General features: G+C 70.1%; 13 protein-coding genes and 4 pseudogenes. 9 read left to right on the forward strand and 8 right to left on the reverse strand.

Annotated features, from left to right (window positions below; genetic code table 11):
* Positions 1-55: 55 nt before the first annotated feature.
* The gene (locus ACFWVV_RS33390; RefSeq protein WP_384356762.1) at positions 56-754 is read right to left on the reverse strand and encodes a response regulator; all 699 of its coding nucleotides are present in this window, start codon (positions 752-754) and stop codon (positions 56-58) included.
* Positions 755-1,163: 409 nt separating this feature from the next.
* Positions 1,164-1,784, reverse strand: a complete 621-nt coding sequence (locus ACFWVV_RS33395) for a hypothetical protein (RefSeq protein WP_384356759.1) — start codon at positions 1,782-1,784, stop codon at positions 1,164-1,166.
* Between the two features lie 819 nt (positions 1,785-2,603).
* Between ACFWVV_RS33395 and ACFWVV_RS33400 the strand changes: the two genes are divergently transcribed.
* The 6 genes from ACFWVV_RS33400 to ACFWVV_RS33425 all read left to right on the forward strand — a co-directional run bounded on the left by ACFWVV_RS33400 (position 2,604) and on the right by ACFWVV_RS33425 (position 8,990).
* Positions 2,604-2,792 (forward strand): hypothetical protein, encoded by a 189-nt coding sequence (locus ACFWVV_RS33400; protein ID WP_384356756.1) that lies wholly within the window; start codon positions 2,604-2,606, stop codon positions 2,790-2,792.
* An 818-nt stretch (positions 2,793-3,610) separates the two neighbouring features.
* Positions 3,611-4,036, forward strand: a complete 426-nt coding sequence (locus ACFWVV_RS33405) for a hypothetical protein (RefSeq protein WP_384356753.1) — start codon at positions 3,611-3,613, stop codon at positions 4,034-4,036.
* A 549-nt stretch (positions 4,037-4,585) separates the two neighbouring features.
* Positions 4,586-5,038, forward strand: a complete 453-nt coding sequence (locus ACFWVV_RS33410; RefSeq protein ID WP_384356750.1) for a hypothetical protein — start codon at positions 4,586-4,588, stop codon at positions 5,036-5,038.
* A 263-nt stretch (positions 5,039-5,301) separates the two neighbouring features.
* Positions 5,302-5,838, forward strand: a complete 537-nt coding sequence (locus tag ACFWVV_RS33415; RefSeq protein ID WP_384356747.1) for a hypothetical protein — start codon at positions 5,302-5,304, stop codon at positions 5,836-5,838.
* Between the two features lie 403 nt (positions 5,839-6,241).
* Positions 6,242-8,404, forward strand: a complete 2,163-nt coding sequence (locus ACFWVV_RS33420) for a DUF3289 family protein (protein WP_384356744.1) — start codon at positions 6,242-6,244, stop codon at positions 8,402-8,404.
* Positions 8,405-8,417: 13 nt separating this feature from the next.
* Positions 8,418-8,990 (forward strand): hypothetical protein, encoded by a 573-nt coding sequence (locus tag ACFWVV_RS33425; protein WP_384356741.1) that lies wholly within the window; start codon positions 8,418-8,420, stop codon positions 8,988-8,990.
* Between the two features lie 160 nt (positions 8,991-9,150).
* On the opposite strand, the pseudogene ACFWVV_RS33430 reads toward ACFWVV_RS33425, so the two are convergent.
* Positions 9,151-9,375: pseudogene (locus tag ACFWVV_RS33430) on the reverse strand (hypothetical protein); the annotation flags it as partial.
* Between the two features lie 51 nt (positions 9,376-9,426).
* Between ACFWVV_RS33430 and ACFWVV_RS33435 the strand changes: the two are divergent.
* Positions 9,427-10,998 (forward strand): immunity 49 family protein, encoded by a 1,572-nt coding sequence (locus ACFWVV_RS33435; RefSeq protein ID WP_384356738.1) that lies wholly within the window; start codon positions 9,427-9,429, stop codon positions 10,996-10,998.
* 237 nt (positions 10,999-11,235) lie between these two features.
* On the opposite strand, the pseudogene ACFWVV_RS33440 reads toward ACFWVV_RS33435, so the two are convergent.
* The 4 genes and pseudogenes from ACFWVV_RS33440 to ACFWVV_RS33455 form a co-directional block, all read right to left on the reverse strand.
* Positions 11,236-11,448, reverse strand: a pseudogene (locus tag ACFWVV_RS33440) (short-chain dehydrogenase); the annotation flags it as partial.
* A 125-nt stretch (positions 11,449-11,573) separates the two neighbouring features.
* Positions 11,574-11,837 (reverse strand): alpha/beta hydrolase, encoded by a 264-nt coding sequence (locus ACFWVV_RS33445; RefSeq protein WP_384356735.1) that lies wholly within the window; start codon positions 11,835-11,837, stop codon positions 11,574-11,576.
* A gap of 75 nt (positions 11,838-11,912) precedes the next feature.
* Positions 11,913-12,959 (reverse strand): hypothetical protein, encoded by a 1,047-nt coding sequence (locus ACFWVV_RS33450; RefSeq protein WP_384356732.1) that lies wholly within the window; start codon positions 12,957-12,959, stop codon positions 11,913-11,915.
* 82 nt (positions 12,960-13,041) lie between these two features.
* On the reverse strand, positions 13,042-14,298 hold the full coding sequence (locus ACFWVV_RS33455; RefSeq protein WP_384356729.1) for an aromatic acid exporter family protein: 1,257 nt from the start codon (positions 14,296-14,298) through the stop codon (positions 13,042-13,044).
* A 320-nt stretch (positions 14,299-14,618) separates the two neighbouring features.
* Between ACFWVV_RS33455 and ACFWVV_RS33460 the strand changes: the two genes are divergently transcribed.
* Positions 14,619-14,849 (forward strand): hypothetical protein, encoded by a 231-nt coding sequence (locus ACFWVV_RS33460; RefSeq protein ID WP_384356726.1) that lies wholly within the window; start codon positions 14,619-14,621, stop codon positions 14,847-14,849.
* A 266-nt stretch (positions 14,850-15,115) separates the two neighbouring features.
* Positions 15,116-15,259, forward strand: a pseudogene (locus ACFWVV_RS33465) (TetR/AcrR family transcriptional regulator); the annotation flags it as partial.
* 51 nt (positions 15,260-15,310) lie between these two features.
* On the opposite strand, the pseudogene ACFWVV_RS33470 reads toward ACFWVV_RS33465, so the two are convergent.
* Positions 15,311-15,507, reverse strand: a pseudogene (locus tag ACFWVV_RS33470) (TetR/AcrR family transcriptional regulator); the annotation flags it as partial.

Here is a 15,507-nt window from a genome sequence, read left to right on the forward strand (position 1 = left end):
CGCCCGGCGCCCGTTCCCGCAGCAGGCCGGAGGGCAGGTGAGCCGGAGCGGACTTCTACGCCGAGCGGTCGGTGGAGCCGCGCTGTTCGAGGTGGGTGGCCAGAACTGCCGCCTGGACGCGGCGCTGGACGCCCAGCTTGGCCAGCAGCCGGGAGATGTGGTTCTTCACCGTCTTCTCCGACAGGTAGAGGTCCTTGCCGATCTCGCGGTTGGTGAGCCCTTCGCCGATCAGCGCCAGTATGTCCCGCTCTCGGGGTGACAGGCTCGCAAGCTCGGGTGCAAGAGCCGGGCCGGACGAAGGGCCCGCGCGCAGGGAGCGCATCAGACGGGCTGTCGTCGACGGATCGAGCAGCGACGCGCCGGAAGCGACCGTGCGGACCGCCGCGACCAGGTCGGAGCCCCTGAGCTGCTTGAGCACATAGCCTGCCGCCCCGGCCATGATCGCGTCGAGCAGGGCTTCCTCGTCGTCGAACGACGTCAGCATCAGACAAGCCAGCTCCGGCATCCGGCTGCGCAGTTCGCGGCAGACACTGATCCCGTCACCGTCCGGCAGGCGTACGTCGAGAACGGCCACGTCCGGACGCAGCGCCGGCCCGCGCACCAATGCCTGCTCGACACTGCCCGCATCGCCTACCACCGAAATGTCCGGCTCGGAGTCCAGCAGGTCGGTGAGTCCGAGCCGTACGACCTCGTGGTCGTCCAGCAGAAATACCCGGATCGGGTTCTGTTCCGTGAAGATACGCGCCTCGGCCATGACGACCCCTCATTCACTGGTGCCTACGGACCACATGCCGCCTGTGATGACGACCCTCGTCCCTCTGAACCGTACGCACCAGTGCCGACCGGGCCCGTCCTCCGAGTGCAAGCGGCCGACGCCTGCCGACCTCCTGCGAGCGCGTGGGGGCGCGGCCTTGTCCGGGACAGCCGGCCCGGAGCGCTTGCCACCCCGGCGCGAGCACCGCGGAGCTGGTGGGCGGGGCCGGGTGGTGTTCAGCACGCACACTGCCCGGCTGACGGGTTGTCAGCCGGGCACGTTCCGGGCGGTGGACGGTGCGCGTCCGGGTCAGCGTGGGTTGGCTGCCCTCAGCGCTCCGGTTGTCTCTGTCGGGTCGTTCAGCAGATGCCGCTGTCAGGTCGCTCAGCAGCTGCCTCTGTCAGGTCATTCAGCAGGGGAGAGTGGACTTTCCCGCCGCACCGGTGGCGCCGGTGGTGCCGTCCGAGGTGGACGTGGCGGCGGTGCCGTTGCCGCCGGGCTTGCCGGGGCAAACCGGGCTGGCCGCACCGCCGGCGCCGCCCTGGCCGCCCTTGTAGCCGCCTCCGGCTGTCGCGGCGCCTCCGTTGCCGCCCTTGCCGCCGGCGATACCGACGCCGGCGTCGCCGACACCGCCTACACCGCCCTGGCCGCCCTTGCCGCCCAGTGAGGCACCGCCGCCGGTACCTCCGGCCCCGCCGTTGCCATTGGCGCCACCCGCGCCGCCCGTTCCGCCGGCGCCGCCGACGCTCGCCGTGCCGGTGGCGTTGCCGCCGTTGCCCCCGTTGCCGCCGTTGCCGTTGGCACCGGCAGCGCCACCGGTGCCGCCGAGGCCACCGAGCCCACCGCTGGTCCCGACACCGTTGACGCCGTTGGCACCGGGCAGTCCCAGGAGCCCCAGTGCGGAGTGGGCCCGGGCACTGCCTCCACCGGACTGGGCGGAAGCGAGAGCCGGAGTGAAGGTCAGGCCGGCGACGGCGATCGAAGCGATCAGGAAGGTCCGTGCGGTGGCCGTAGTGCGCAGGAAGCGCATGGGATACATCCTTCGTTTTGCCGCCGGGGAAAATCCCCGGCTGACAGGTATCAACGTAGGCACACCCACCACGCTCCGCGCCCCAAGAATACTTAATTGTCTTTAAATAGACTGATCCCTCAATCTTTGGCCTTAAATTCCAAAAGGTTACTCTTAGCCGTTTTTTTGGTATTCAGCAGCTTTCGCCAGGATTGGTGTTTCGAGACCCCTTGGTGGGGAACGGCGCATTTCTCTGCACCGTGCCGGGTTCGCAAGAGATCCGGGATAGTGCGGCTCATGCGCACCGGCCGGCAGTTCGCGGGGCCAGGAACGGGCGGGAGCCGTCGCGGTGCGACAGCGCCCACCCGTCTGCTGGGCCGGGGACAGGGCCGCAGATTGCGCCTCACACCCAGAACGGGCCTTCGTGCGGGAACGATGATGCAGCGGGGCAGGCCGACAGAGGGCCGGCGGGGGTGCCCGACTGCAGTAACCAAATCCGGCCCCGGCGCCACCCCTACGGTTGACCGATCCGCGAAACCCCCCAGTGAGGGTCCGCTCCGCGCAGCGCAGCACCCCGCCTGCGGGCCTGTAGCGGAGCGATTACCCGCAGACCACCCCGCCCCACCGGCCCCGCAGCACGGGAGCGCTGCGTCTTCCGGCCGCGTAACGGTGGCGCGACGTCGCCGGACACCCGGGCGAGACGCGGAGGCTGTAATTCCATGACGCTGTGAGGGGAATTGCCGGATTCTCCCGACGGGCACGGTCAGGGAGTCGCGAAGGGGAGGAAGGTAAAAGCGGTGGCCGCCCCCGGCCGCCGCCCTGGCGCAAGGAGGTCTTGGGATGCATGCTCTGCCCTCACAGCGCCGGCACAGGGCGATCGAGGAAATCGTGATCGCCGTCCGGGAGGGGCACGAGCACCGGATCGCGGTGCTGCTGGAGAAGTTCACCGAGGACGCCGACCTTCCCTCCCTCCTCGCCCTGCGCCAGGCTCTCGAAATCAGCCGGCAACTCCCGCCCCCAGCCCGGTAGGACGGGGCGGCGGGAGTGCAGAAACCGGGCTGCGGTGTCCCGGCCCTTGCAGGAGGGGGCCGGGACACCGCGCAGCACGTACCCGTTGCCGGTGTGCGGTTACCTGCCCCGGGGTGGCGGCAGCCGTACCGGAACAGCCATACCGGAGAGTGGCATGTACGCCTGGTGCCGCGCAGGTTGACGCCGTGTTGCGAAGTGGGGCCGGGTGGTGGCTGCAGCTGAGGGCGGATTCCGGCCGCCGCCGGGTTCGCTGCGGCGGCGGCCGGGCGCGAGGGCCCTCCGGTGGGCCTGTGCCTCGCGCAAATGCCCTCGCGTGCAGGCACGGGACAGCGGGAGGTGCCCCGGCCCGCGGTGAGGGCGGGGCTGGGTCCGCGCACAGGATGGCAGCGGCTCCAGCTGGCCTCAGCGGGGTGTTGCGGCCCGGGGGCTGGGAGCCGATGAGTGCGGGCGTAGCCCGACGTCTGTCACCCAGGGTAGAAAACAAGGAACGGCAGCGGAAGCACGCGGGCAGGCTTGGCCAGTTCCCGCCCATGCGGCCCATATCATGCCAGGCGCCCTCGGCCCGTCTGCGTAGGGAGCAGCCCCCTTCACGAACGTCTCCTGCGCCCCCGTGGTGACGAGTTGGTGCGGTCGAGGTCGATGGCCTGGTCGGTGGGGCGAGGACGCAGGTCCTTCCGACGGCGCTGTTCCCAACGCCCCTGGGTGCCTGGTCTCCACTCGTTGCTTCTTCACCGGCCGGCTTCGCTTTTCTTGATCAATTTCAGGTAGGGTCCGGCTCGCCTGAAGAACAGACAGAACGACCGTGGGGGAACGGGACGATGAAGCGCTGGGCGAAGTGGGTGGCGGTCGGAGCGGTGGGGGTGCCGCTGGCACTCAGCGTGGTCGCCTGCGCCGCGGGACAGTCCCTGGAGGACGCCGCGAAGGGTACGTGGGACTGCACGATCGCCGCGGGCGGCCGCGGCATCTCCGCGACGGTGGCCGTCGGAGACGGGACCTACCGGGTGAGCGACGGCGGCCGCGACGGCAGCTCCGGGACGTGGCAGCTCTCCGGCGGGAAGCTGGAGGTCAAGGGCGACGACGGCCCGTACCACGTCAGCGGTGTGCCCGGAGAGACGAAAGAGCTGATGGGCATGGAGTTCGGCGAAGGCGGTGGCGAGAAGCTGTCGCCGTGGAGCGTGGGATGGAAGGGCGACACCGTCACCTTCCCGTACCACGGCGCCAAGGTCACCTGCCAGAAAATGTAGGTCTGAGGGACCAGGTGCCGCGGTGACCGGTGCCGGGGCGCGAGGTTGGCCGCCGTGGGCCGTGGCCACGTCCCCGAGCCCGAGCCCGTCCTGATGTGTTCGTCGACGACTGCTACGTGCCAGGGCAGGGTCCGACGATGACCGTGAGTGCGTGTCGCGGCCGATCCCGGTGGAGAGCCGGCGCGTCCCGAGACAAGTGGGACGACCCAGGCTGGTCGAGCGCACCGACGGAAGTGGTGTCCTACCTCCGTGGACGTCGGCTTTCCGCCTGGCGCGCAGCGCTGCCACCCGCGTACGACTGCCGCGCGTGAGCAACACGCGGAGGAACTCATAAGATCGTCGGGCTCAACGCTTACCGCCGGAGGGGGAACAGTGCTGCGGACCAGGAGGACAGTTCAGGATCTTTGCTGGGTTGCCATGGTTGCGTTCCTGTTCGGGTGCGGTTCCGGGGCGGACGCCGGGGAGCACAGCCCCGCCCCGAGCGACACGCCTTCGGCACAAACCACCAGACTCCTGGGACAGGCACAAGTACGGGCGGCGCTACCGGACTTGACTGATGTCCCGCCGGGCTGGGAGAAATCCGGCACGCTTCGTGTCCAGGGGGCTCACGTCGAAGACGGCGGCATGTTGGCCTTGGCCGCCCAGGGTTACGCTGCGACCGATCTCGAAGGCGTTGTCGGGTTCGGAATCCAGTCCTTCCAGACCCGGGCCCAGGCCATCGACAGGTACACGCAGAAGAAGTCCCAGATGGCAGGCGCCCAATTCGGGCCTGCACAGATCCCGGACGTGGACGCAGCGTTCACGGCCTCCTACTGCCTGGGCAAGAAGCACTGCAGTACCTCGATCAACCTCCGGGTGGACTCCGTGTACGCCTACGTGAACATCAACACGGATGGTCCGGCCGCAGCCGATGCCAGGATCCTGAACTCTGTCACCCGCATGTTCGTCCAGCGCATCCGGCAGGCCCAGGATGGTCTGTCACCCTCGGCAAAGGCGGCGTGATGCCGCAAGCAGCTCACTTCCCGCGATCGCTCCGGAGAACGTTGAGCCAGAACCCACCCCCGTGAACGAAGCCTTCCGTACAGGACACGTTCGGGTGTGCGGGGTAGTCGGCTGCCGTGTGCACCGGCCCGCCGACCATCGGCAACAGCCACCACCGGGCTCTCTGGCCACCCCTCCCCCACGCCACCCCCCAGCGCGCCGCCGCACACTGGCAATTCACGTAGCAAGCAGCGCAAAACCTCACCGGAGGAGACACCGGCACGATGTCCGCCACACACGCACTCTCGCGCGCGCTCACCGAGTTCGCACGGTCCTTTGGCGGCCGCGAGGGCCAGGGACTACGTCCGCTTCACCTCTCCCTCCTGGAAGGCACTGCCCCCGAAACAGCGCACACGGTGCTGGAAGAGGTCATCCGGGAGGTGGCACCTGACGCGACTTCGACGGACATTGATCTCATTTCTGACCTCCCCTGGCCTGCGGTTGCCCAGGCCGCCCTCACCGCCATTGCCGGTGCGACGGGCGCTCGGGAAGGGGAGACCGCCGTTGTCCTGGACCTGGCGGACGAACGGCAGCGCGAATGGTTCATCACCCTCGTGCCCCACACCATCTCAGCGGAGATCTGGGGGCCGACGGGATCAGGTATCTCCTTCTCGGCGAGTGACACCGGATCGGCGGTCGGGTGGGAGTTGCCCGCTGAGCGGTGGGAGGGGGTCCGCACGCGGCTGCGGCACCGAGGCATCGATCCCGACACCGCGACACAAAGTGCCACCAAGGCTGCCCCTGCCGGAGACCCACAGTAATTCGAAGCAGCGCAAGCCCTCCAGCACAGGTCACCCGCTCACCACCTCCTACCCCCACCGAGGGCCGGCCTGGCCGCACACGCTCAGGCGCGCACCGTGCCCACCACGGTGACCAAGCCGCCGGACAGGACCACGTGTGTACGACTCGAAGGTCGGATTGCTCGGGAGGAGCACGTCACCGCCGTTGGCCGCGAGCTCCTCCTCGGTCGCCAGGCTGGTGCCCAGCCAGAGCAAGAACACAAGCGGAACAGGGCTTACCAATCTCCCCAACACCTCGATTCCGCCTCCACCACACCTTGGGGGCCATCCCCCATCTCTGCTAGCTTCCCCGTTTGACTCCGAACTGCCGTGACACAAAGGCAGCTACGGGACATCAGGCATGTCTTCAGACATGGGAGGCCCCATGAACAGAAGCGCCACCGTGCCCCTCGGCGCGGCCTTACTCCTTCTCCTCGGCACGGCCGTGCCCGCCGTCGCGGGATCCCCCGGCGACGCCGCGGCCGCCGACGGGGCAACGCTGTACAGCGACAACACGGTCGACGTCTCCTACCGCCAGGTCGCCCCCGGCGACGCGGCGTGGAGCCAGGTCCCGGCCGCCCTACGCGGCAGAGCGACGGAGGGCTCGTACGTCGCCCGGCTCCAACTCGAGAACGTCTCCGATCACCCCGTCTCCAAATGGTCGCTGACCTTCGAACTCTCCGACCGCATCACGGAGACCGCAGCCGCGAAGCTCGCCGCCCCCCAGGACGCGCGCACGACGCTCCAGGGCGTCGGCCCCACGAACACCCTCCAGCCGGGCAGGACCGAGACCGTCTGGTACCGCGCCGAGCCCGGCGCCGAGACCGACACCCCGACCTGGGCGTCCTTCGCCAAGCACGGCATCTCGCCGACGAAGGACACCGACGGCGACCGCCTCCCCGACGACCTGGAGGTGCGCGCCAAGCTCGACCCCAAGTCCGAGGACACCGACGGCGACGGCCTCTCCGACTTCGCCGAGCTCGGCTACCGCTTCAGCAGCCCGCTCAAGGCCGACACCGACGGCGACGGCACCAAGGACGGCGCCGAGGACCCCGACAAGGACGGCCTCACGTCCGCCCGCGAGCTCAACCTCCGCACCACGCCCACCCGCGCCGACACCGACCAGGACGGCCTGACGGACGCCCGCGAGCTGAAGCTCCGCACGGAGCCCACCAAGACCGACACCGACGGCGACGGCGTCCAGGACGGCGAGGAGATGAGGCTCAACGCCTCCCCCCGCGCCAAGAACTCCGCCTTCGACGTGACCCGCCGCGCGGACGGCGGCACCACCGCCGCCGAGGCCACGCTCAAGGGCCTGCGCGCCAAACAGGTCGGCGGCTTCCAGGTCGCCGAACTCCCCGCCGCCCAAAGGGAGTTCCCGGGGTCCACTCCGGGCTACCTCGGCGGCTTCCAGGTCTCCGCCCCCGCGGACAGCGCCGCAAGGCTCACCTTCCGCCTCGACCCCGACCGTACGGAGGGCACCGCACCGGCCCTCTACCGCTACGACGAGAAGGCCCGCCACCTCGTCAAGCAGTCGGGGCAGCAGCGCAGCGGCAACACGATCACGGCCACCGCCGACGGCTCCGCCAAGTACGTCGTCCTCGACAGCCACGCCTTCGACAAGGCAGGCCCCACGGCCCCCGGCAAGCGAATCCTCTCCGACGGCCCCGGCGGCGGAGAGCCGGGTGACCCGGGCGACCTGCCCCCGACCGACCTGCTGATCCATCAATCAGCCTTCCGCGAGGGCCGCCGCAAGGCCCCCGACCCCCAGCACCCGCCTGTCCCGGCCGATCCGCGCGTCGCCGACGACCTCACCTTCAACGACTACAACTTCGACGAACTCACCGACCTCGGCTGGGCGTTCTGGGTCGCCCGCATCACGCCCGAGTCCTTGATGTGGGCCGAGTTCAACGACATCATGAACTTCGGCAAGCTCGGCGCCGACGCCGACTACGCCCAGTCCGTCGACGACCTCCGCGACGCCTTCCGCTACGGCCGCGGCGGCCAGAGCGCGGGCACGGTCACCGTCGACGACAACTTCGACCCCGGCCGCTACCTGTACCGCGGCTCCGGCACGGCCCTCTCCCGCGCCGTCGGTGCCTCGCCGCAGGAGAAGACGTACACCGACAAGGCCAGCCAGATCATCAAGCAGTCCCTCGTCGACAACAAGGGCCGCACCGATCAGCTCAATGTCCAGGAGGACCTGTCGAAGAACTTCCTCTTCCAGGAGTTCCTCCGCCAGGACGTGAAGTACCCGGTGTACGACTTCTCGCTCTGGGACGCCAACCAGCGCGCCCTCTCCATCGCGATCCACCAGTTCCACGGCCACACGATCGCGCTGAAGGACTACAAGGTCGAGGACAACTCCTTCTCCGGCAAGCTCGTCTTCCACTCCTACGACCACTTCGGTCTCGACCCGGACGACGAGATCACGGAGTACGGGTTCATCGACTGGTTTACGCTCCAGCACTATGACCGGTTCGACGGGAAGTACCCCCCGCCGATCGCGCAGGCGGACATCGAGATCCCCATCAGCGGCACGTTCTGACCTCACCGACCTGATGCCGAACAGGCGCTCACCGGGCCGGGTCCTGGTCGTCACGCTGCTCGTCGTGACGGCCGGGTACCTGGTCTGGCGGGTCGCCGTCCTCGCGGGCCTGGAAGCCCACTTCGGCAGCGGGTTCGACGAGCAGCGCTTCAACCGGCTGCAGCAGGAGTACGACCGCCGCGAGGACGCCTTCGCCAGGGCCGACGCCCGGATGCGGAAGCTGATCGCGGAACACCCCCGCGCCGAACGCATCGACTGGAGCCAGTACCGGACCTGCGTGCGCGAGCCCGGCCGCCCCTCCGACACCTGCACGACGACGCCCCTGCGCGACCAGAAGGTGTACGACGCCCTCCGGGGCGTCAGCGTGATCCTCTACCAGTCCAAGGACGAGGGCCGCACGTTCTACCGCTTCTACCACGAGGACCCCCCGCGCTACACGATCATGCGTGCTCCCGAGGACACCGCGGAGGAGGCCGAGGAGTACGCGGACGCCCACGGCTTCCGCTCCACCCGCCCCCTCGGGCCCGGCTGGACGATCCTCGGCCCGATCGACGACATCGGCCGTGAGGAGAAGCAGTTCCCGTAGGAGGGCTCGCGGAACGCTTCGCCGGGAAGAAGCAGGAAAGCAGCAGGGAAGCAGCAGCCACGAGAGGAGGCGCCCCATCGCCGAAGTGGCGAGCGGGCCGACGGATACGGGCGGGCTCGCTGCCGTGCTGAACAGGTGACCCCGCGGGTGAACGGCGATGTCAGGCGGTCGTGGCCGCGCGGATTCCGGCGGAGTCGACGATCTGCTCAAAGCGCACGATCTGCTCGAAGCGCACGGTCTGCCGGAAGCGCATGACCTGCTCGAAGCGCACGGCCTTCCCGCCGCGCACGACGAAGCAGTGCGCGACGCGCATGTCCATCGACTTGTCCGTAGCCTTGTTGACCGGGCCGTAGCGGCCCAGCACGACGACCCGTTCACCGTCGACGGGGATCGGCACACGAGCGGGCGCGTAAAGGCCATGTGTAGGGTCGGCCAGATGGAACAGCACGGTCCGAACCACACACCCGATCCCGAACTGCCCCTGCTCACCGGCGAGCAGGCCGCACATCTGCGCGAGGATGCCGGCGGCGGGGAAAGCGCGCAGGAACTGCTGCACGGCGTGCACGCCCGGCTGCTGCCGCACAACGCCCTTACCCCCGAGGCAGGCGCCGCCCTGGGTTACGCGCGCCTGATCGCCGATGATCTGGTCTTCGCCTACGCCCTCGACCGGCCTCGATCCGTTCGGATGCTCACCGACCAGGACGTCGAACGAGTGGGTGACCCGCAGGCGTTGGCCGACGCCGCGCGCAGCAATCTGATGGACGTGCCCGTCGAGCACGAGGAGATACCCCTCGAAGGGGGTGCGGTCCTCCAGTCCGTCTACGGTGACTCACCGTTCGTCGCGAGCAAGGCGCTGTACCTGTCACAGCTGCACCACCGGCTCACCGGCGCGAGCCTGCCGCAGGCCGGCGCACTGGTCGTCGTCCCCACCCGGCACCTGCTCGCCTACCACCCGCTCGCCGACGCGACGGTGGCCGAGGCGATCAACTCCCTTGCCGCCTACGCGCTCGGCGCGTACGAGGACGGGCCGGGCTCACTGTCCCCGCGCGTGTACTGGTGGCACGAGGGCCGGCTGACCTGCCTCACGCGCTTCGACGAACAAAGCAGGACCTTCTCCCTGCAGCCACCGCCGGAGCTGATGGCGCGACTGCGCACCCTCGTCCGCCTCGACGAGGCCGGACGGATCACTCGCAGCACTGCACCGGCAGCCGCTGACGTGCCCCGGCTGCTGAGCGCTGCGGGCGAAGCGCTCGACCGGCTACCGCAGGAGACGACCGGGCTCCACGCGGCCTTCACGCAGCTCGTGGAGTTGGCGCATGCGCACTGCGCCCAGGACCCCCGCGCCTCGACGGTCGAGACCTGGGACGCCTGGGCCACCGCGGTGCAGCTCGGCTCCGCGCTGTTCACCGGCTCCGAGCCACAGACCTGCGCGCTCGGCGAGAACCTGGAGCGTCCGCTGCCCGCCTTCCCGGCGCAGCCGCCCGCCGACGCCCGCGCTTGGCTCGATGCCTTCTACCTCGCCGTGATCTGTCGTCAGCAGTCGCGGATCCAGCGTCTGGCCCGGGTTCCGATGGAGGTACTGCGCCAGGACGGCTGCGCCGACGCGTACCTGCTGCACTGGATCGACGCCCTGCAGACGTACGTGCGGCCCGACAGCTCCATGGACGAGGTGGTGGGAAAGCTGTCCGCGGCGATGCAGACGTCCTACGGCGACGCGCTGAGCCACGCGCCGGTGGAGTTCGTCGACGCTGTCGAGTACCAGCCGGTGGCCCTCCTCCACCGGCTGCTCGCCCGTGATCCCGAGGCTTTCGCCAAGACGCTCGACGAGGCTCTCACCGGGCATGCGGCCTACTGGGGCGCTTCCACGGCCCCGCGCGCCCGCGTCGCACTGGGTCCGCTGGCGATGGCGAGCCTGGCACACGACTTCGGCTTCCCCCTCGCACCGGAGCAGCAGTATCTGCCGGAGTACCTCCGCAACGGCGAACGTGTCGAGGTAATCCCGGAGTGACAGTTGGCCGGCGCCGCCCCCGGCGGCGCCGGCTGCGCGGACATGACGGAATCGAAGTGCCCGAGTCGCACGTAGTCGCGCCGCTGTGCTGTGCACCTCCTCGAAGGCGGCCCTCACGGTGTTCCGCTGTGACCGTTGATGTCGGTCACGGGGCGGAGATCAGCTCTCCCGTCAGTTCAGTTCATGCGTTACACGACCTGCGGACACCGGCGTCCGCGCCGGGGCCGAGGGGGAGCGTCAGCTCGCGACCGGCTGGAGTGCTGCGGACAGGCTCTGCTTGACGTACCGGCTGGTCTCGTCGGCGAGGATCTCGGGCAGGCCGGTCTCGATGCCGCGCAGAGCGTGGGCCGCGGCATCGGCGGCGGCGGTCTTCTGATCGGCGGGCACGTCGGCGGCCATCTCGGTGTCCATGTAGCCGACGTGCAGCGCCGAGACGGTGCCCCTCGGCGAGTGGCTGCGACCAGTGTCTTCGCGCCGTTCCAGAGCCCGGCCCTTGTCCGGGGCACCCCGCCCTGACCGGGGCCTCTCCCCCACGCCCGGACGAGGTCTCCCCCGGACGCCCCGGCCGTGCCGACTCAGGCGAGGTGCTTGCTGAAGAACTCGACCAGCTTCGCGACGGCAGCAGTCACGTACGGGTCGCGGTCGTACAGGTCGACGTGGGTGGCGCCCTCGACGAGGAACAGCTCGGCATCCCCGGGGCTGCCGGCGACCGCCTTCTCCGAGAACCCACGGGTCACCGCCTCGGTGCCGGCAATCATGAGCAGCGGGCGCGGCGCGATCCTGGCGACGTCGGCGAAGGAATCGAACTGGTCGAGCAGGTCCACGCTGCGCACGACCATGTCACCCGTGGATCGCCACCCGGCGGCGAGCGCGGGGCCTGCCGGCGCGCCCGGCGGCGAGCGCCGGCCCCTGGCCTACCAGTCTCCGTCCTCCACCGGCTCGCCCTGTGCGTCCTTGAGCGGCCGGACCTGCTGCGGTGCGGGCGCATGCCACGGCTCGTGGTCGTCCCCGATCCAGTCGCCGACCGGCTTGACGTCCTGGAGCGGTTCGGCGGGCGACAGGTCGTGGGCGTCCTGGTCGTAGTAGTCGTACCAGGGCAGGCCCGCGCGCGTGTACGCGGCCCGGTCCACCGGGGAGGGCGGCGGGGCCTCGCCGGTGATGCGGCGCCACTCCGGCGGCGTCACCAGATGCACAAAGACCCGGCCCGCCGGCCGCTCGGCCCAGTCCGACGGCGGCCGCTCGTCACGGTAGACCTCCTGGCGCATGGTCCCCCCGACGCCGAGTCCCATGGCCGGTGCCACCGGGGCCGCGCTGGGAGCGGCCGGGGCGGCACCGAAGGCGGCCGGGGCGGCCATCGCCATCGGCGCGCCGTAGGCACCGCTTGACCGCGCCGCACGGCGCGCGAGTTCGGCACGGCGTCGTTCCTCCTCCCGCCAGCGCGCCAGCTCGGCGTCGTTCAGCGTGAAGGTCTGCAACTGGACCCCGCCCCACACCTCCTCACCGGTGACCTGGCCCTCGACCGTCGCCCCCATGCCGAGCGGCACGGCGACGAACTGACGGACCGTGCCCGTCCCGGAGTTGATGCCGTCCAACCAGGGCTGGCGCGGCAGCACGACGTAGTTCTGCGGATCGCGTGAGAGCCGGCCGCACCACGGCTTACCGGAGACCGCGCACACCTTGCCGACCCCGACCTGGAGCGCGGCCGGCTCCCTGGTACCGGCGAAACTCAGCCACATCGCCTCGCGCAGATACACCGGCAGCATCACACCGCCGCGTGCCCGCCACGCCTCGGGCACGGTGTCGGCGTAGTCGGCGATCCGGCGGACCGGGAACTCGCCGAGCCCCGGTGGCAGCGGATGGGTGCCCGTCTCGGGCAGCCGCAGGGTCCGGATGAAGCGCACCGACGCACCGCCTGGCAGCAACAGCCGGTTCCCATCGATCCGCACGCTCAGTTCGGTCATTCCTGCGCCCCCTGCTTCCGGCTCCTGCTCGTCCTGCGGTGGTCGCCCGATCTGCACCCGGCCGGGGCGGCCTCCGTCGTCCTCAACGAGTACGCCGCGCGGCCCCGTCCCGGTTCCACTTCCGCCGCCGGGACCTCATCCGGTCGCGGAACCCGGTCAGCCGCGGCATGCGTTCACGCTGCTCACGCGTGTGCCGGTCCAGTTCCTCCAGGAGCCGGCGCGAACGGTGCTCGGTGTCCATCTCGTCGATCATGCGGTTGACCTCGGTCAGCACCGCGCCCTGCAACTGCCACTGCCGCGGGTCGCGCCGGACGTCGTCGAGGAGCAGTCCGGCCAGCTTGTCCCGGGTGACCGCGGCCTGCCGCAGCTCGGCGGAGAGCCGCTCCTCGGCGGACTCGGCGTCATCGCTGGCGCTGGTGGTGACCAGTACCGCGAAGCTGACCACGGCGTCGGCGATCTCGGACAGGAGCTGCTCGATCGTGGCACCCGTCTCGGGCGGGAACAGCGGCTCCGGTTCCCGTTCCTTCGCGAGGTCGGTGAAAGTGCGGGCCAGCACCCGCATGACCACCGTGCAGATCTCCAGAGTGTCCAGGCCGGAACGCAGCACCACCCGGTGCAACAGCCCCTCGCGCACGCGGGGGTTGAGCCGCAGACTGTCCTCGGCCTGCCGGAGGTCCTCGTCCACCTCGCCGATCTCGTGGTCGAGGCGGCGGGCCTCGTGCAGCCGGGCCGCCGCCTCGTGGAACGCCGTGCTGCCCGCGGCCTCCTCGCCCATCCTCAGCATCAGCTGCCGCACCCGCCTGGCCAGTCTCTCGATCGACTCGCCCGCCTGCTCCACCCACACCGGGGGCGCGAGCACGAAGTTGAAGGCGAGACCGACGATCGCACCGATCAGCGTCTCCACGACCCGCGCCCATGCCAGGGCCCCGTGCGCGGTCACGCCGAGCACCAGCATCGCGCTGATCGCCACCTCGGCCACGAACTCGTGCACCCGCACCAGGTGTCCGACGGCCAACGCCGCGACGATCACCAGCGCCAGACTCCACCAGCTCAGTCCGACCAGCTGGCTGAAGGCGATGGCGACCAGGACACCGGCCACCACGGCGTTCACCCTGCGGATGCTCATCTTGAGCGTCGCGTACAAGGTGACCTGGACGACCAGCAGAGCGGTGAGGGGCGCGGTGAGCGGCGCCGCCGACTTGTCGGGGGTCAGCCGCACCGCGATCACATAGGCGATCGACGCCGCGGCGGCCGAGCGCAGCGCCTGAACGACCATGGGGTCCCGGAGCCACTTCACCCGCCGCAGAGCCGCTGCGGCACTCTCACGTACATCGTGCATCCTCGGGCTTTTCCCCTTCCCCGAGCGCCTCGAACGTATCCGGACAGGACGGTAACGAGGCAAAGGTTAACGAGAGGGGCCTCACGCCCCGCACGCCGCCGTGCATCCGCAAGCGTCAGGCACCCGGCCGTCGGGCGTTCGCCTGCCCCGCATGGGAGTTGGGTGCCTACGAGGCAGGCCGGCTACATCGGTGCGTGATCGGCTCGTCCGTTCGCTTGTCCTGCAAACGGGTGGTGAGGCACTCGGGGGCACGGCCCGGGGCAACACCTTGTGGGGACCCGCGGCCTCCGAGCCGTCACCTCCGCCAGAAAGGGAACGTCATGCGCCGTATGGCCGCCACCGTCGCACTCCTGGGATTCCTCTCGTTCAGCGGGATCCTCACCGGCGCCCCCGCCCTTGCCGTCTCCACACCCGCCCCTGCCGCCAACTGCACCCGCGACGGGTACTGCAACTTCCAAGACTGCTTCGACAAGTGCGCTGAGCAGGGGAAGCCGTTCGTCTACTGTGACGCACAGGGCAGGTGCCACTGCGACCCTCCCCCCACGGTCTAATTGGATCTCAGCATGTGCGGGGTGCGAGGACTCCGCCGCAGACGTGACGGGGGCGAGCGGTGCGGTTTCGCGGTCCGCGCGCCGCGCCGCTCTGCCGACCGCGAGGAACTCAGCGACGCCGTCTTCGCGAGCGAAGTGCGACGCCCTCTTCGAGCGAAGTGCAGCGCATGGTGACGCCGACGGAGGACCGCACTGTCCGGGCGGGCCCCCGGGAGTCCCTCGTGCTCTTCTCCTCCATGAGTGCGTAGCACTTCGCCAGGACCCGAGGGCTGCGCGAAGCCCTGCTGGGTGGCGCACACGGCAGGGACCTGCTGGCAGCCCCCCTCGAACGCCTCCACCCCGCCATCGGCGCGCTCATCACCCGCGCCCAGCAGTCGGGCTGCCTGCGCGACGACGTCGAGCCGACCGAAGAGGTAATTCTTCGCAGTGGGGGACCGGTGCGGTGGGGTGGTTGGTCCGGTTCACGGGCGGGGCGGTCCGGCGGGTGGTACGGGGCCGGTGGTGAGGATGTGGTCGACGGCGGCGTTGAGGGTTTCGGTCTCGGCGGCGAGGACGGATTCGCCGGTGGGCAGGGCGCGTTCGACGGAGAGGCCGTTGAGGACGGTGAGAAGGAACCTGACCTGGCGGGTGTGGTCTCCCGGGGGCAGTGCGCCTTCCT

It is taken from the genome of Streptomyces sp. NPDC058663 (assembly GCF_042716745.1).
In the GTDB taxonomy this organism is placed as follows: Bacteria; Actinomycetota; Actinomycetes; order Streptomycetales; family Streptomycetaceae; genus Streptomyces.